General features: G+C 35.4%; 20 protein-coding genes and 2 tRNA genes. 17 read left to right on the top strand and 5 right to left on the bottom strand.

Going from position 1 to position 17,220, the window contains the following annotated elements:
• Positions 1 to 5 precede the first annotated feature (5 nt).
• From RLT85_RS07105 to RLT85_RS07080, 6 genes are all read left to right on the top strand, one after another.
• Complete coding sequence (locus RLT85_RS07105) at positions 6 to 563, top strand: conjugal transfer protein (RefSeq protein WP_339917541.1); 558 nt, start codon at positions 6 to 8, stop codon at positions 561 to 563.
• Entirely contained in the window at positions 563 to 1,402 is an 840-nt protein-coding gene (locus RLT85_RS07100) for a hypothetical protein (protein ID WP_034230060.1), read from the top strand. The genes RLT85_RS07105 and RLT85_RS07100 overlap by 1 nt, the downstream gene beginning before the upstream one ends.
• Before the next feature lie 21 nt (positions 1,403 to 1,423).
• On the top strand, positions 1,424 to 2,050 hold the full coding sequence (locus tag RLT85_RS07095) for a conjugal transfer protein TraK (RefSeq protein ID WP_025743362.1): 627 nt from the start codon (positions 1,424 to 1,426) through the stop codon (positions 2,048 to 2,050).
• A complete protein-coding gene (traM, locus tag RLT85_RS07090; protein WP_025743361.1) occupies positions 2,031 to 3,005 on the top strand; it encodes a conjugative transposon protein TraM in 975 nt (324 codons plus the stop codon). Before RLT85_RS07095 ends, traM begins: the two co-directional genes overlap by 20 nt.
• A gap of 13 nt (positions 3,006 to 3,018) precedes the next feature.
• On the top strand, positions 3,019 to 3,819 hold the full coding sequence (locus tag RLT85_RS07085) for a DUF4138 domain-containing protein (protein ID WP_027126729.1): 801 nt from the start codon (positions 3,019 to 3,021) through the stop codon (positions 3,817 to 3,819).
• Between the two features lie 84 nt (positions 3,820 to 3,903).
• The gene (locus RLT85_RS07080; RefSeq protein ID WP_025743359.1) at positions 3,904 to 4,770 is read left to right on the top strand and encodes a cation diffusion facilitator family transporter; all 867 of its coding nucleotides are present in this window, start codon (positions 3,904 to 3,906) and stop codon (positions 4,768 to 4,770) included.
• Positions 4,771 to 4,823: 53 nt separating this feature from the next.
• Here the strand turns inward: RLT85_RS07080 and RLT85_RS07075 are convergent, their stop codons facing one another.
• From RLT85_RS07075 to RLT85_RS07055, 5 genes are all read right to left on the bottom strand, one after another.
• Positions 4,824 to 5,345: an ORF6N domain-containing protein gene (locus RLT85_RS07075; RefSeq protein WP_025743358.1), complete on the bottom strand. Its 522-nt coding sequence runs from the start codon at positions 5,343 to 5,345 to the stop codon at positions 4,824 to 4,826.
• A gap of 21 nt (positions 5,346 to 5,366) precedes the next feature.
• Entirely contained in the window at positions 5,367 to 6,632 is a 1,266-nt protein-coding gene (locus RLT85_RS07070) for a site-specific integrase (RefSeq protein ID WP_025743357.1), read from the bottom strand.
• A gap of 254 nt (positions 6,633 to 6,886) precedes the next feature.
• Positions 6,887 to 6,961 (bottom strand) — tRNA-Pro (locus RLT85_RS07065).
• A 24-nt stretch (positions 6,962 to 6,985) separates the two neighbouring features.
• Positions 6,986 to 7,069: transfer RNA gene (locus RLT85_RS07060), tRNA-Ser, on the bottom strand.
• Positions 7,070 to 7,201: 132 nt separating this feature from the next.
• Positions 7,202 to 8,452, bottom strand: a complete 1,251-nt coding sequence (locus tag RLT85_RS07055; RefSeq protein ID WP_311401340.1) for an NAD(P)/FAD-dependent oxidoreductase — start codon at positions 8,450 to 8,452, stop codon at positions 7,202 to 7,204.
• Between the two features lie 71 nt (positions 8,453 to 8,523).
• On the opposite strand from RLT85_RS07055, the gene flxA reads away from it, so the two are divergent.
• From flxA to RLT85_RS07000, 11 genes are read left to right on the top strand one after another with little or no spacing between them, the layout of a single operon-like run.
• A complete protein-coding gene (flxA, locus tag RLT85_RS07050) occupies positions 8,524 to 10,062 on the top strand; it encodes a flexirubin biosynthesis tyrosine ammonia-lyase FlxA (protein WP_311401339.1) in 1,539 nt (512 codons plus the stop codon).
• A gap of 4 nt (positions 10,063 to 10,066) precedes the next feature.
• Positions 10,067 to 10,798, top strand: coding sequence for a flexirubin biosynthesis SDR family reductase FlxB (gene flxB / locus RLT85_RS07045; RefSeq protein ID WP_311401338.1), 732 nt, complete (start codon positions 10,067 to 10,069; stop codon positions 10,796 to 10,798).
• A gap of 3 nt (positions 10,799 to 10,801) precedes the next feature.
• A complete protein-coding gene (locus RLT85_RS07040; RefSeq protein ID WP_311401337.1) occupies positions 10,802 to 12,025 on the top strand; it encodes a beta-ketoacyl-[acyl-carrier-protein] synthase family protein in 1,224 nt (407 codons plus the stop codon).
• A 17-nt stretch (positions 12,026 to 12,042) separates the two neighbouring features.
• The gene (locus RLT85_RS07035) at positions 12,043 to 12,288 is read left to right on the top strand and encodes a phosphopantetheine-binding protein (protein WP_311401336.1); all 246 of its coding nucleotides are present in this window, start codon (positions 12,043 to 12,045) and stop codon (positions 12,286 to 12,288) included.
• 5 nt (positions 12,289 to 12,293) lie between these two features.
• Positions 12,294 to 13,169 (top strand): lysophospholipid acyltransferase family protein, encoded by an 876-nt coding sequence (locus RLT85_RS07030; RefSeq protein ID WP_311401335.1) that lies wholly within the window; start codon positions 12,294 to 12,296, stop codon positions 13,167 to 13,169.
• Positions 13,169 to 13,615 carry a hotdog family protein gene (locus RLT85_RS07025; RefSeq protein WP_311401334.1) on the top strand — a complete coding sequence of 149 codons (447 nt, stop codon included), beginning with the start codon at positions 13,169 to 13,171 and terminating at the stop codon, positions 13,613 to 13,615. The genes RLT85_RS07030 and RLT85_RS07025 overlap by 1 nt, the downstream gene beginning before the upstream one ends.
• The gene (locus RLT85_RS07020; RefSeq protein WP_311401333.1) at positions 13,612 to 14,055 is read left to right on the top strand and encodes an acyl-CoA thioesterase; all 444 of its coding nucleotides are present in this window, start codon (positions 13,612 to 13,614) and stop codon (positions 14,053 to 14,055) included. Before RLT85_RS07025 ends, RLT85_RS07020 begins: the two co-directional genes overlap by 4 nt.
• Complete coding sequence (locus tag RLT85_RS07015; RefSeq protein ID WP_311401332.1) at positions 14,052 to 15,188, top strand: beta-ketoacyl synthase N-terminal-like domain-containing protein; 1,137 nt, start codon at positions 14,052 to 14,054, stop codon at positions 15,186 to 15,188. Before RLT85_RS07020 ends, RLT85_RS07015 begins: the two co-directional genes overlap by 4 nt.
• Positions 15,185 to 15,775, top strand: a complete 591-nt coding sequence (locus RLT85_RS07010; RefSeq protein WP_311401331.1) for a hypothetical protein — start codon at positions 15,185 to 15,187, stop codon at positions 15,773 to 15,775. Before RLT85_RS07015 ends, RLT85_RS07010 begins: the two co-directional genes overlap by 4 nt.
• Positions 15,772 to 16,023 (top strand): phosphopantetheine-binding protein, encoded by a 252-nt coding sequence (locus tag RLT85_RS07005; RefSeq protein ID WP_311401330.1) that lies wholly within the window; start codon positions 15,772 to 15,774, stop codon positions 16,021 to 16,023. Before RLT85_RS07010 ends, RLT85_RS07005 begins: the two co-directional genes overlap by 4 nt.
• Entirely contained in the window at positions 16,024 to 17,217 is a 1,194-nt protein-coding gene (locus tag RLT85_RS07000) for a beta-ketoacyl-[acyl-carrier-protein] synthase family protein (protein ID WP_311401329.1), read from the top strand.
• Positions 17,218 to 17,220 lie beyond the last annotated feature (3 nt).

The raw sequence follows: 17,220 nt of genomic DNA, 5'->3' as shown, positions 1-17,220 counted from the left end.
ATCTAATGTTATCCGCACTATTTGTAGTGCTAATTGGAAGTAAGGCTTCGGCCCAGGGGATGCCTGTGTATGACAACACAAACTTTATCTCTTTTGTAAAATCATTATTGGAATCAGGTAAACAAACCGCCAATTTAATGAAGACGGTAAAATTCCTTAAAACCCAAAAAGAGAATATCGATAAGGTAAACAATGTCATCAAACAACTTCAAGCAGTCAGGGAACTGGCAAGAAACAACCAACGATTGTTTGATGTTGTACAGGATGATTTGAGGGAAATCCTCAATTCCCCTTTTATTAAACCAAATGAAGTTACACGCATTTCAGATTCCTTTGATGCCATCCTTCAGAACTCTATGGCTGGTATGGAATATATCGACCAAATATTGTCCAGCGACAATCTGAAAATGACCGATGCCGAACGTGCCGAAGTCCTTAAAGAAAAAGAGCTGGAATCCAAGGAAATGGTAGCGGAAATTGAGGCAAAAACCAGACGCTATCGAGAGATTATTCAATTTCGAGAAATGCAGTACAAAATCAATAACCGAGAAACCGATTACTAATGTCAGGTATTTTTTTAGGCATAGGGTTAGAGTTTGTGGACACTATTTTTCAAACGATAAAAAATAGTGATTTCTCACAATACACTATTGTAGGAATGAAGACACTCGCCCTCTTGTTTTTTCTCATCAACATCCTAAAAAAGTACAATGAAGGTGTAGCCAATAATGAGGGTTATACGTGGGGATTGACCCCTGCGGAACTGGCCAAAAACTTTGCAATAGTGATTTTAGTCATTTTTTCCACACAGGTATTAAGTGTTTTCGACACCATTTTGGTGGCCATTGAAAACCAATATCGGGACACGGCACCCGCACTTCTTCCTTTACAGATGCAAGATATTGACATCGAACAGGATGTAAGTGCTTGGGATGCCACCAAAAAAGCAATGGCAATGCTTTATGAAGCATTAGTAACACCTTTATACGGCTTAAAAATACTATCCTTTATTGCCGGAATATTTCTCTGGCTATTGGATTTGTTTATTTACCCCTTATTCCTTGCAGAACGATTCTTTTTGCTGGGCATAATGCAAGCCTTTTTCCCTTTGGTCATCAGCTTGGCGGTTTTTGAAAAGTTCAGGTCGTTGGCATACAACTTTTTTAAGCTTTACGCTGGCGTATATATGTTAGTTCCTGCCTTCTTTCTGGTCAATGTTTTCGTGAATAATCTTTATACCGAAATCAATACAAATTTCTGGAGCGACTTATTTGGTACGGATTGGGGGAGTAATTTTTTCGCACCGCTTTTACAGTTAGGGTCTATCGGATTTATTGTATTGCTGAAATTCAAATTATATAAACGAGCGACCTCGTTCACTTTTAAACTCTTTACAGGCTGATAAAGCAATAATAATTTACAGATGAAAACACCATATAAGAATATTTACAACATCTTAAAGCTCAATCGCTTTATAGTATTGACCGTCGTTATTGGAGCTGTGCTCACGTGCGTCATTTCCGTTTTGATGGTCATAAAGCTGCATAAAGAAACAGTTAATAATGCTTTTGTAGTCAATTCGGACGGAAGTGTTATTCCCTTGAAACTGGTATCTCAACAAGAAAATTTAAAAGTAGAAGTCTTGGCACAATTGGAGTTGTTTCACACTTATTTCTATAACATTGATGCCAGCAATTACGAAAAGAACTTGGAGAAAGCCCTTTGGTTGGGTAATAGTTCTGTAGATGCTCTGTACCGACAGAAAAAAGCCGATGGAGTTTATAACCGTTTGTTGCAATACTCGTTGGTTCAAAAAGTATTGAATATCGAATCCAAAGTTGATATTCAAAACGAACCCTACAAGTTTGAAACGAAAACCATTTTTGAAATCAATAGAGGTACTATCACAGATACTTATGAGTTGACCACTATTGGAAATTTGATTCACGTAGATAGAAACTTTCCAAACAATACCCACGGACTGCTAATTACCAACTTTTTTGAAAGCACATTACGAAAATTAGAAAATTATGAAAGTAGAAAAAAATAAAATAGTCTTTGCCATCGTGTTGGTATGCATCCTGCTTTTTATAGGTGGCTATGCAATGCTTATATTGGGCGAGGACGAAGAACCGACCATTGAGAACAACCAGATTCCTGTACCGGAACTGGAAGACGACCAAAAGGAATACGATTCCAAATTGGATGCCCTAAACGACTTAAAGGAAGTTAGGGAAACCAACGCACCCAGCATTTATGATGAACGGCTGTTGGATTCCACAGGCGTATATGACCCTGATTTATTGGACAAGAAAAAAATGCAGATGGTAGATAGCATTTACCAACAAGGGCAGATTCGATATTCAGATAGAACGTTTGAAAATATTAATCCAAGATACTATCCACCAAAACCACCTGTTAAGAAGGAAAAAGACACAACGGATGCTATTGAAGAGCAAGAAACGAACGTGGAAGCCAAAGAACGTGCTTTGGAGCATCAACTCTTTTTTGCTTCGCATCCTATTGAAAATGAGGATTTGAATTCAAAAAATACCGATGATTTCATTTATGTACGAGTAGATGGCACACAAACAGTTAAAACCAATTATCGCTTACAAATGCGGTTGATAAAAGATGCTACCATTTATGGACAACGCTATTCCAAGAATACGCCTATTTATGGATTTGTCAATTTTAAACCCAATCGCACCATCATAGACATTGAGAATATCAATCATCAACCAGTAAAATTGAAAGCCTATGATTTTCAGGATGGTAGCGAAGGCATTTATGTTGAAAACAGTTTTAGAGCAGAAGTTACCAATGAAATTGTTGGCGATATGGTGGACGACATTAATATTACTGGTGTTCCGCAAGTAAGCGGTTTCAAGAAAATATTCCAACGTAACCATAAAAACGTAAAGGTTACGATAACCGATAATTACAAACTCATTTTAAGACTTCCTAAAACAAAATATCAAGGAAAGCCCATAATGGGCAATTAATAAACTCACTCTGATGAAAACATATATCACATTACTGTTATTGATTTGTTCAATGTCAATTTCAGCACAGCAACCCCTTGACACTATTTACGCCAACGACCAGAAAAACGTTGCCCTGTTTTTTCCAAACCCTATTCGACAAGGAATTACAGGAGCTTCCAATTTTGTATTCACCTATAATCGTGAGAAAGAGCAGTATTTCGGTTTGTTACAGGCGAAGCCTGGAACAGAAAGCAACCTATTGACCGTTACAAGTGATGGTCGCGTTTATTCTTATATTTTGAAATATTCTGAAAAACTTCCAGAACTGAATTATTTTATCAATGAAAATGAAAGCATTGGCAGTGAACTTCCGGAAAAGATTAAGCAGAAGCCAGAAGTTAAACCGTTGAACGAATATGCAAATAGAATAACACATTTTCAAAAATTCAGCGAGTATTTATTAAAATCCAACTTTGAGCGTATTGAAACCAAACGCAAAAAAGGAATTAAAGTCCAATTACAAAAAATAGCGTATGATGCTTCTGAAGTGTATTTGGTTATAGAGGTCAAGAACAGGTCTGGAATCGATTTTGAAATTGACTACATTAAAGTTTATAGAACCAACGGAAACAAAAAGCGTAAAGCCTCTTACCAAAGATTACAACAAGAAGTTATTTACAAACACAAAATGCCATATTCCATTACTGATGGAGAAAGTCAATGCTTTGTGTATGTAGTTCCAAAGTTTGTTTTAGGCGACAACGAAAAGTTAATGCTGGAGCTGAAGGAGCTAAAAGGGAGCAGAAAAATGATTTTGGAAACCAAAATTTAAGAGGTGTTTATCACCTCTTTTTTTTGTGATTAAAAAAGTATCTTTGTTATAAATATAACAAATTTATTGACAACTAAAATTAGAATGAATAACGAACAAACCGCAATACGAACAACTTATTTCAGCATAATTGGGAATACTGCTTTAGCCTTAATTAAAGGACTTGCGGGATTTTTTGGAAATTCTTATGCTTTAATTGCAGATGCGATTGAATCGACAACGGATATTTTTGCTTCATTTTTAGTTTTATTAGGTTTTAAATATGCAAAACGACCAGCGGACGAAAATCATCCCTATGGACACGGCAAAATTGAGCCATTAATTACCTTTGGAGTTGTTACATTCCTTGTTGTTTCTGCCACAATAATCGCCTATGAAAGTATTCAAAACATTCAAACACCTCATAAAATCCCGAAATCTTGGACTTTGATTGTGCTAGGTCTAATAATAGCTTGGAAAGAAATCTCATTTCAAATTGTAATTAAAAAAAGTAAACAAACAAATAGTTCATCATTAAAAGCAGATGCTTGGCATCATAGAAGTGATGCCATAACTTCGGTAATGGCCTTTATCGGTATTTCGATAGCAATCATATATGGAAAAGGTTATGAAACAGCAGATGATTGGGCTGCCTTATTCGCTTCTGGATTCATTTTATATAATAGTTATTTAATATTACGTCCAGCTTTAGGAGAAGTTATGGACGAACAACTTTATGACGAACTGATAATTGAAATTAGAGAAAAATCAACAGAAGTTCAAGGTGTTTTAGGAACAGAGAAATGTTTTATTAGAAAATCCGGAATGAAATTCCACGTGGATTTACACGCAATTGTGAATAATGAAATTTCGGTAAAATCTGGTCACGACATTGCTCATAAGTTAAAAGACCATTTACAAAAAGAAATACCGAATTTAGGACACATACTAATTCATATTGAACCGAATTAATAAAAGCAATATATTCATAAAAATTGTCTATTCTGATAAGCAAAGAAAAGTTACTAATCTTTCCTATCCGTTTTAAAACCAATTCGTTCCCTGTTATGCTGTTCAATCTGTACCTTGTCCTTTTGCAGTAAATAATTCAAAGCCTGATGAATGTCCTTAAATTTGATATTCATTTCTTTTTCAAGTTGGGCTATATGTTCTTTAAGGTTGCTATAATCTGTAAGATGCTGCCGTAACGCTACAAATGCACGCATAATAGATATATTTACGTCAATGGCCTTGTCGCTGTTAAGTACGCTAGAAAGCATTGCCACGCCCTGTTCGGTAAAGGCAAACGGAGTGGCAGGACTAAATTTAATGTTCTCTGGAAGGTTGTCACAATTTGTGATAACCTCTTTCCACTCATCTTTTGAAAGCTGAAACATAAAATCATCGGGGAAACGTTTAAGATTACGTCTAACCGCTTGTTTTAGTACTCTAGTTTCTACTTCATAGAGTTCAGCAAGGTCAAAATCAAGAATAACTTTGTTTCCTTGAATATTATGGATTTTATTTTTTATTATAGATAGTTCCATTGTATTTTTAATTAACTGGAATTATGAATTTTGAGAAACCACTTTAGAGATAGATTCATTTTCTATCTCATTGAATTGAGCCCTTAATTTTTGCATATCATCACTTACTTTACGTTCAATGACTTTAGCATAAATTTGGGTTGTAGATATTCGGGAGTGACCCAACAATTTTGAAACCGTCTCAATGGGCATACCATTACTTAATGTAACCGTTGTAGCAAATGTATGTCGGGCAATGTGGAAAGTAAGGTTCTTTTTAATACCACAAACATCAGCAATTTCCTTTAAATAAGAATTTAGTTTTTGATTTGAGATTTTAGGAAATATACTTCCTTGTGATATTGATTTACGGTTGCTCTTGTATTTTTCAACAATTTGCATCGCCTTTGGCAACAAAGGTATTCGTATGGGCTTTGTCGTCTTTTCCCGTTTGTAATAAATCCAAAGTTCGCCATCGATGCCAATACAGATATTATCCGCAGTTAAATGGATGACATCGATATAACTTAAACTGGTATAGCAACTAAAAACAAACAAATCCTTTACCAATTCCAATCTTGGAATGCTAAATTGTTTATTTTCTATCTCTTGAAGCTCTTCGAGACTTAAAAAGCCTCTTTCGTTTTTAATGAATTTAGATTTGAAATTGATAAATGGGTCGCGTTGAATCCAACCCAATTTAAACGATAAATTTATCATCTTTCTAAAACGCTCGATATGCTTCATTACGGTATTGTTGCCCATTGGCTTTTGATGGTCTTCTGGTATGTAGTCCCGGAGATATTTCTCAAACTTTATGATAAAGTGATAATCAAGTTCCCGTAAATAAAGGTCTGTGGTCTTATAGGATTTCGATAAAAATTTGGAGATATAACTCTGTGTAGTGTAATAATTTTTTTGTGTTCCCCACTTTAATTTGTTTACCATATCTTCATTATGGTAATTGATAATATCTGTAATGGAACGATTATTTTCGTCATTACCGAAATATCGAGCCTTAACGACCTGTGCGGTAATCAATTTATGCTCATTCATTAAATCGCGATAACATTTAAACAGATGATTGTAAGTTTCATCTAAATAACTGTTTAGAATTCTTGATTTCTGATTTGTTCCCCGAGCTCTGTTTTTATGGACATCCCAATCAGACACTAAAACTTTTCGTTTTAGACTGATGGTAGCTCGCTTGCCATTTACCGTAATTCTTGCGTAAATAGATGCTTGGTCATTTTTTGCCCTGGAGAAGTCCGCCCAGAACAAAATACTGAAGGTGGTAGATGTTTTCATTATTTCGTCTTTTAGTTAACAATAATTCGTTGTTATCAGACGAAAGTCAAATCACTTATAAAGATACATTTATTTATTGATTAGCAGACCGTTGGTCATAAATCTGGTCAACACTTTTTGAAATTTTAATTTGTTATCCGATTTGTTGACATTTTTAATCAAAACATATCAATTCTTATGATATTCTTAAAAACAGAAAAACCTGAAAATCATACGATTAACAGGTTTTTGTTATAGATTGATACTATAATTTGTCGGGGTGGCAGGATTCGAACCTGCGACCTCCTGCTCCCAAAGCAGGCGCGATGACCGGGCTACGCTACACCCCGAGGTGTATGAATATTGGAAAGTTGCGGAGAGACAGGGACTCGAACCCTGGCGACAGTTTCCCGTCGACAGATTAGCAATCTGCTCCATTACCACTCTGGCACCTCTCCGTTATTTTAATGAACTTTCGCTTTCGTATTGCGGTTGCAAATATAAGACGTCTTTATCTTCTCGGCAAGCTTTTTAGGTAAAACTTTATACTTTTTCTAGAAGTAATTTTTAGTGTTCTAACTATGAGAATTTTAGAGATTATTTTTTTTAAAGTTATCTTCCATATCTATTAAATGCGCGATGTTTTTTACCAAGCGATTGTGTTTTTTTACAAACGGATTTTCTTTATTCCAAACATAACCAGCTAAAACTGCACAAACTTGTTCTTTTATTTTTAAGTTTTGATTTTGACTCATAATGATCTTCTGCAAATTGCCATTGTACCATTCTTTTACGTAGGTAGAAAAAACAGCTACTCCTTCTTGCATATAAGCTACATATTCTTTTTGCCAGTCCACTTTTTCTCCTTTTAATTCTTTAAGGATGAGTTTGGCAGCCAAAAGACCAGACTCTGTGGCAAAAGAAACTCCAGAGGAGAAGACAGGATCTAAAAACTCGGCGCTATTGCCCGTAAGTACAAATCGGTTTCCATAGAGTTGAGTCACATTCTTTGCAATATTTTTGACAATTTTCGGTTCAAATAAAAACGGAAGCTCTTTAAATTGTGGATAGTATTTTTCCGTTAAAGAAAGCATTTCAGTAAATATTTGTGCGGGAGTTCCTTTAAACTGGGGCAACCAATCATTGGTGGCTACAAAACCAATGCTCGTGTTTCCATTAGAAAAAGGAATGTACCAAAACCACACTTCTTGCTCTATAATATCAAAAGTGATGCGTTTTCCTTCAAAACCTTCGGGTCTTCTAACATCTTTCACTTGAGCAAAAATAGAAGAGTGTTGCGGAATTCTAGGAGCTGCTTCCAAATTTAGAAGCTTTGCTAAAACTCTCGCAAAGCCACTAGAATCAATCACAAATTTAGCTTCTAGTAGGTAAGTTTCTTTATTTTTATTTTCAATGGATAGCGTAGCATTTTCTTCCGTAAAGCAAACATCAGTGACTTGAGATTCAAACTCAATGTCTACGCCTTTACGCATGCATTCTTTTGCCAAAACATGGTCAAAATGATCTCTAGGCACTTGCCACGTCCAATCCCAACCTTCGCCAAACTTTTTGCTGAAATCAAAATTACTCTCCAAACCATCTTTAATAAAGCGAGCACCAGTTTTAACTTGGTAGTTTTGAGCTTTTAAACAATCCAATAAACCAGCCTCTTCAAAATTATCCATACAGCGCGGAATAAGGCTTTCGCCGATGCTATACCGAGGAAATTTTGACTTTTCAATCACTTTTACCTTAATCCCGTATTGACATAAGTATGATGCCGAAACAGCGCCAGAAGGACCAGCACCAATAATAGCGACGTCTACTTTTTCTTTTTTCATTCTATTTTGTTTGCTTGGTAAATATACTACATTTGCGAAACTAGAAAGATTTTAACACACTTTCACATATTATGTTAGCAATAAAAGAAGAGATTACATTCCAAGATTTTTATCAGGTTTTGTTTGAGCATAAAAAAATTTCTTGGGATTCTTCTATACAAAATAGAGTAGAAGAAAGTTTTACTTTTTTACAAAATTTTGCCCAAGATAAAATTATCTATGGAGTGAATACTGGTTTTGGCCCTATGGCTCAGTATCAAATAGAAAAGCAAGATTTAACTGCATTGCAATATAATCTTATAAGAAGTCATGCTTCTGGCACAGGAAAAATTATGCAGTCATTGTATGTAAAATCTTTGATGCTGGCGCGTTTAAATACCTTGAGTTTAGGAAAATCTGGTGTTCATCAAAGTGTAATAAAAGTGATGACTCAGCTTTTAAATAAAGAGATTACACCTTTAATTTTTGAACATGGTGGCGTAGGAGCAAGCGGAGATTTAGTGCAATTAGCACACTTGGCCTTGGTGCTTATTGGCGAAGGAGAGGTTTTTTATAAAGGAAAACGCTGCAACACACAAGAAGTTTTTAAACAAGAAGGGATTAATCCCATACAAGTGAAAGGTAGAGAAGGACTGGGTCTTATGAACGGCACTTCCGCTATGACGGGAATTGGCATTGTAAACACCATATATGCCAAACGTCTTTTAAACTGGTCGGTTTTTGCTAGTTCTTTAATTAATGAGTTGGTAGAAGCTTATGATGACCATTTTTCTGAACAGCTTAATGCCGCAAAAAAGCATCGTGGACAGCAAGAAATTGCCGCTTTAATGCGAGACCACTTAAAGGATAGCGACCGAATAAAAAGTAGGGTTCAGCATTTGTATAATCCTAAAGAAGAAAAAGTATTTAAAGAAAAAGTACAAGAATATTACAGTTTGCGTTGTGTGCCTCAAATTTTGGGACCGATAAGAGATACAATTAGAAATACAGAATCTATTTTAATGGAAGAAGTAAATTCTGCTAACGATAATCCCATTGTAGATGTGGCTTCACAGCAAATTTATCACGGCGGAAATTTTCATGGGGATTACGTCGCTTTAGAAATGGACAAACTAAAATTAAGCATCACTAAGTTGAGTATGCTAGCAGAGCGACAACTTAATTATTTACTCAACGCAAAGCTGAATGAGCTTTTTCCGCCATTTATGAATTTAGGAACATTAGGACTCAATTTTGGAGTTCAAGGAATGCAGTTTACGGCAGTTTCTACCACGGCAGAAAATCAGGCGCTATCTAATTCCATGTATATTCATAGCATTCCTAATAATAACGACAATCAAGATGTGGTTAGTATGGGAACCAATGCGGCAAATATGACTAAAACGGTTATCGATAATGCATACGAGGTGGTTGCTATTCAGTTGATTGCATTAACCCAAGCAGTTTATTTTTCAGAAGAAAAAAAGAAATTTTCTACAGCTTCAGGTTCTATTCTTCAGCAGCTAAAAAAACTCATTCCTCCTTTTAAAATGGACGAGCCCATTTATCCGTACATAAAAAAGGTGAAAGAGTTTTTACTAAAAAACGACGCTTATCAAGATAAACAATAATAGCATGAAATACGCAATAATTACTGGCGGTTCTAGAGGTTTAGGAAAAGCCATCGCTTTGCAACTAGCAAAAGATTTAAATTACCATATTCTTTTTACGTTTAAATCTAATCAAGACGCGGCTCATCACGCTAAAGCGGAAATAGAGGCGTGCGGAGTAGCATGTGAGGCACTTCAATTTGATGTGGCAAATAAAGAAGAAACCCAAGAAGCTTTTGATAGGTGGACGAAAGAAAATCCCGATGCACAGATAGAAGTAGTGGTGAATAATGCAGGAATCACTAAAGACGGACTCTTTTTGTGGATGCCAGAAGAAGACTGGAATAGCGTCATCCAAACCAGTTTACAAGGTTTTTATAATGTAACTCAATATTTTTTGAAATCTTTATTAAGGCAACGCTACGGAAGAATTATTAATATGGTTTCTGTTTCTGGTGCTAAAGGAACACCAGGACAAACCAATTATTCTGCTGCAAAAGGCGCGGTGATTGCTGCTACCAAAGCTTTAGCACAAGAAATAGCTAAAAGAAAAGTGACTGTGAATGCGGTAGCGCCAGGTTTTATCCATTCAGATATGACTAAAGATTTAGATGAAAAAGAATTAAAAAAACTGATTCCTGCTAATAGGTTTGGAGAAGCACAAGAAGTAGCCGATTTGGTAAGTTTTTTGGCTTCCAGAAAATCTTCTTACATTACGGGAGAAGTCATTCATATAAACGGAGGAATTTATTCATAATTTATGCGTAGAGTAGTTATTACAGGTATGGGAATTTATTCTTGCATAGGAAGCAATCGAGAAGAAGTTACGTCTTCTTTAAGAGCTGGTAAATCTGGAATTATATTTGACGAAAAGCGAAAAGATTTTGGTTATAGGTCTGCGTTAACAGGCATGGTTTCTCCATTAAATTTAAAGAAAGAACTCACCAGAAGGCAGCGCATTAGTATAGGAGCAGAGACAGAGTATGCGTACGTAGCTTCTCAACAGGCTTTTGAACAAGCAGGAGTAGATCAACATTTTTTAGATACTCAAGAAATAGGAATTCTTTTTGGGAACGATAGTACGGCAAATTCTGTTGTAGAATCTACCGATAAAATTAGAGAAAAAAAAGACACTACATTGGTAGGTTCTGGAAGCGTTTTTAAATCGATGAATTCTACTTGCAGTATGAATTTGGCCACTATTTTTAAACTTAAAGGAATAAACTTTACCATAAGCGCTGCTTGCGCCAGTGGATCTCACAGTATAGGAATGGCTTATTTGCTCATTAAACAAGGTTTACAAGATTATATTCTTTGTGGAGGAGCTCAAGAAATCAACAAATACGCTATGGGAAGTTTTGATGGGTTGGGCGTTTTCTCACTCCGAGAAAATGAACCTCATAAAGCGAGTAGACCATTTGATAAAGATAGAGACGGATTAGTGCCTAGCGGTGGAAGTGCTGCTTTGTTTTTAGAAAGTTATGAATCGGCTATAAATAGAGGTGCTACTATTTTAGGTGAAATTACGGGCTATGGTTTTTCTTCCAATGGCGATCATATTTCTACTCCTAATCAAGAAGGACCAGCAAGAGCGATGAAACGCGCGTTAGAAATGGCAAAAATTTCACCAGAAAAAATCAATTATGTCAATGCGCACGCAACTTCTACGCCCATAGGTGATACGAATGAAGCCAAAGCAATTCACGAAGTTTTTAAAAACGGAAAACCTTTTGTAAGTTCTACAAAATCTATGACGGGACATGAATGTTGGATGGCTGGTGCTAGCGAAGTGGTGTATTCTTTATTAATGATGCATAACGATTTTATAGCACCCAATATCAATTTAGAAGAGCCCGACGAAGATTCGGCTAAATTAAATTTAGTTAAGAAAACGTTAGACACAAAAATTGATGTATTTTTGAGCAATTCATTTGGGTTTGGAGGAACCAATTCGGCTTTGATTATCCAAAAAATAAAGCAATAACCGTAAAATCTTAATCAATGAAAAGAGATGAAATCATTTCAAAAATAGATGATTTTTTAGTGGAGGAGTTTGAGGTAGAGCAAAGTGAAATTTCAGAAACCGCAAATTTAAAAGAAACTCTAGATTTAGATAGTTTAGATTATGTAGATTTAGTAGTTGCCGTTGAGTCTAGTTTTGGAATAAAACTGGTAGCAGAAGACTTTGCAAATACACATACCTTTGAAGACTTTTATAGTCTTATCGATAGCAAGCTTAAGCAGTAATCACCATGGCAGATTGGAAAGGACAATCTAAAGGTAGTGTTCTTGGCTATAAAATTTTTATATTTTTTATTAAATATTTTGGTTTAAGAGCCACTTATGGTTTATTATATTTTGTTGCTTTCTACTATTTTTTTTCTTCTTACTCTACAAGTAAAAACATCTACACTTACTATCACAACCGCTTAAGATTTTCTAAAATAAAATCCTTAACAGGTATTTTTAATTCCTATGTGCAATTGGGTAAAAGCTTAATAGATCGGGTAGCGGTTACGGTAGGATTTAAAAATAAATTTAGTTTTGAGTTTGATGGCGTTCAGCATATTAAGAGCTTGGTAAAAGAGGGTAAAGGAGGTATTATTTTTACCGCACATATTGGTAATTTTAATATTTCTAAATCTTTCTTTACGGAAGTTTCTAAGGAACCCATCCAAGTAAATATGGTGGTTACAGATACAGAGCATAAACAAATTAAAAATTACCTTAACTCTGTAACTGGAGAAACTCAGCTAAAACTTATTGTCGTTAAAGAAGATATGTCGCATATATTTAAAATTAATGATGCCCTACAAAATAACGAGTTATTGGTTTTTGCGTCAGATAGAAGTGGAGAAGGAAAACACTTAAAAGCAGATTTTCTAGGTAAAGAAACCCAGTTTTTTCAAGGACCTTTTAAGTTAGCAGCTCAAAAGAAGTTACCCATATTATTTGCTTATATTATGCGAGAGAAAAATTTTCATTATCACTTTTATGCGAGACGATTTGAGCCTTCAAAATATGCCGCTCAAGACATATTAATGGGCTATACAGCGTATTTAGAAAAAATGGTAAGAAAATACCCTGCGCAATGGTTTAATTTTTACGATTTTTGGAAAGAAAATTAATGATGTCAAAAAAGTCTCTAATAGAACCGGCTTTGTTGCAACAACTTATTCCGCAAAAAAAACCTTTTGTGATGCTAAGTGTATTGTATGAAGTTAATCAAGAAATTGTAGTAACCGGATTGAAGATAGAAGAAGATAATATTCTAAATCAAAAAAATCATTTTTCTGAAGCTGGTTTACTAGAAAATATGGCGCAAAGTATTGCCTTGAAAATGGGATATCTTAATTATTTAGCAAACGAGAGAAAGGTAAAAATAGGTTTTATTGGAGCTATAAAAACAGCTCAATTTTACCGTATGCCCAAAATAGGAGAAGAAATTTATACAAAAGTAAGTTTAATACAAGAGTTTATGGATATTCAATTGTCTAAAGCTGAAGTGTTAGATGCTCAAGAAAATATAATCGCTTCCGCGGAAATAAAAACAGCCATAGCACCTTCTACATGAGGAAAGAAAGAATTAAATCTGAAGCTACTCAATTGGTAAACGAATACCAAGTACGTGTTCGTTTTAACGACTGCGATCCTTTGCAGGTGGTTTGGCATGGAAATTACATCACTTATTTTGAAGATGGGCGAGAAGCCTTTAATCGTTCGTATGGAATCCCTTATATGAAAATGTACGGAGAAGGATTTGCAACACCTGTGGTAAAATCTTACTGTGAGCATAAATTATTTTTACGGTACGAAGATGTGGCCACGGTTAAAACTACTTTTTACAATACTCCAGCAGCTAAAATTCATTTTAAATATGAAGTTTTCAATCAGCATAAAGAATTGGTGTGTATAGGAGAAACCATTCAGGTGTTTACCGATAAAGAAGGTCAGCTCTCGTTAAATATCCCCGATTTTTTTAAAAGGTGGAAAGAAAAATACGGCTTAGAATGAGAAAGGTTTATTTAGGAAATCACCAAATCATATCTCCGTTAGGTTTTTCATCAAAAGAAAATATAGACGCTGTAAAACAAGGAAAATCTGCTATGCAAAATTACACTTCTCCGATTATTGGAGCGTATATAGCAGGAAAAATTTTAGAAAAGAACCTTCAAGAGCACTTTAAACCTTTAGCTAAAAATGAGGCGTACACTAAGTTAGAAAAGATGATGATTTTGGCAGTTGCCGAAGTGCTTCAATCCCATCAAGAAATTAAGAAAGAAAAAATAGCTTTCATCATTGCCACCACCAAAGGAAATATAGATGCCTTAGCGGAAGAAAATCCGTTTTCAAAAAAAAGAGCAAAACTTTCTCAACTTGCAAAAACACTTCAGCAATACTTTGGTTTTTCAACACCCCCGATTCTAGTGTCAAATGCCTGTATTTCTGGCGGACTTGCGGTAAGTGTTGCTAAAAAACTAATTCAAAATAAAACCTATGACCACGCAGTTGTGGTGGGAGGAGATTTAGTTAGCGAATTTACCTTAACGGGATTTCATTCTTTCCAAGCCTTGGCAAAAAATATTTGTCAGCCTTTTTCAAAAGAAAGAACAGGAATCAATATTGGTGAAGCCGCGGCGGCAGTTTGGGTAACTTCCGTAAAGCCAAAAGAAAAACCCATTCAGATTATAGGAGAGGCCACTGCTAATGATGCTAACCATATTTCTGGTCCGTCAAGAACCGGAGAAGGTTTATTTTTAAGCGTAGAAAAGGCGCTGCAAGAAGCCAATATTCTAACGAGTGAGATTGATTATATTTCGGCTCACGGTACAGCCACCCTTTTTAATGATGAAATGGAGTCTATAGCTTTTCACCGCTTAGGCTTACAAAATACTCCACTGAATAGTTTTAAAGCTTACTACGGACATACTTTGGGTGCTTCGGCATTGTTAGAACTCATTTTTAGTCATGTAAGTTTGCAAGAAAACATGGTTTTTAAGTCTTTAGGTTATACAAGTCAGGGTACAAGTAAAACCCTGAATATGATTACCAAAACAGCGCATCAACCTTTACAAATCGCTTTAAAAACCGCTTCAGGTTTTGGAGGCTGTAATTTTGCTATACTGCTAAAAAAGGAAACGGAATGAAAAAAAATGGGTACATTACTTCTTCCGTAAAGCTAAAAAATCATCAAATTTTTAAAAATGATGCGCTTCTTTTTAAAACGGAACCTCATATTTCTACGCAAGATTTTTTAAAAGAAGCCTATCGTTTTCTAGAAATCAATTATCCTAAATTTCATAAAATGGATGTTTTGTGTAAATTGGGAATAATTGCGAGTTGCGTGTTAAAAGAAGATTACCCAAATGATACGGCTTTGGTTTTTCAAAATGCATCTGGAAGTGAGGTGAGTGACGTGCAACATCAAAAAAACATTCAAGATTTTCCTTCACCAGCAAATTTTGTGTACACCTTGCCTAATATTGTGATGGGAGAAATAAGTATAAAACACCAATTGCATAGTGAAAATGCATTTTTTATAGCGGAAGAATTTCAGCCGCAATTTATACATTTGTACACAGAGTCTTTATTAGATCAAAAAAAGGCTTCGGCAGCCATGTGCGGTTGGTTAGAAGCCAATTTAGATGATTATCACGTTTTTTTAAATTATATTGAGCCGCGCGGAGAAGATATTTTTTCCGCTGCAATGCTATCAGAAAAATTTTTGCGATGAGTAATTTACGTTTACAACTAAAAGAGAAAATTATAGAACAGCTAAATCTAGAAGATTTAAGTGTAGAAGATATAAATAATGAAGACCTATTGTTTGGAGACGAAATAGGCTTAGATTCTATAGATGCGTTAGAATTAATTGTGTTGTTAGAAAAAGATTATGGAATTAAACTAACAGATCCTGCGCAAGGCAAAGAGGTGTTTGAGAGTGTAGAAACGATGGCTCAATTTATTGAAAAGAACGCTTAAATGAGTTCACGTAAGATTGTGGTTACAGGAATGGGAATGCTCTCTGCTATTGGAAAAAATGTGGAAGAAAATTTTAATGCCTTAACACAATCAAAATCTGGAATTGGAGAAATAGAATTTTTAGATACGCTTCATAGGAAAGATTTTCCTGGGGGAGAGATTAAATGGAGCAACGTAGAGCTTGCTGATTTCTTAGACCTTCCTAAAATTCATTATTTTACACGCGCTGCTTTACTAGGAGCCTACGCGGCGAAACAAGCCCTACAACAAGCTAATCTAACAACCGATTTCAAGCAGGTAGGATTTATAAATGGAACTAGCGTTGGTGGAATGGATACCACCGAAAAACTGTATTCAAAATTTAAAAATAAATCCGAAAATTTCCCTTTTATCAAGGCGCAACATCCAGGTTTTACCACCAATGAAATAGCAAATTATTTGGGAATTAATGGTACGGTTTCTACCATAAGTACCGCTTGTTCATCAGGTGCAAATGCTATGATGATGGGCGCAAGACTTTTAAAGCAAAACCGGTTAAAACAAGTAGTGGTAGGCGCAACGGACTGCCTTTCTAAATTTACCTTAAACGGATTTCATTCCTTAAGAATTTTATCTTCGGAACTTTGTAAGCCTTTTGATGAATACCGAAATGGTTTAAATCTAGGAGAAGCTGCGGCGTATTTGGTTATAGAAACCGAAGAGGAAGCACAGAGAAGAGGACAGCCTATTTTGGCTTATTTAGAAGGTTATGCCAATGCAAATGATGCCTATCATCAAACGGCATCTTCGGCAACGGGAGAAGGTTCTTTTCTAGCGATGCAAAATGCATTACAAGAAGCAGAACTACTTCCGAAGCAAATAGACTACATTAACGCGCACGGAACGGCAACGCCAAACAATGACCTTTCTGAAGGGATAGCAATTCAACGCCTTTTTGATAAAATTCCGCCAATAAGTAGCACCAAAGCTTTTACAGGGCATACCTTAGCTGCTGCGGGTGCGATAGAAGCGGTTTATTCTATTTTGGGCTTGCAACATCAATGTGTTTTTCCAAATTTAAATTTTAAGGAACAGATGGCAGATTTAAAATTTTCTCCACAAACTACGTTTAAAGAGCAAAAAGTAGAGTATGTACTTTCTAATTCTTTTGGTTTTGGAGGAAATTGCTCTAGTTTAATTTTTTCTAAAGCTTAGTTT

Source organism: Mesonia ostreae (genome assembly GCF_031845265.1).
Lineage (GTDB): Bacteria > Bacteroidota > Bacteroidia > Flavobacteriales > Flavobacteriaceae > Mesonia > Mesonia ostreae.
Note: the sequence above shows the minus strand (reverse complement) of the source record. Positions and strands in the feature narration are given on the sequence as shown.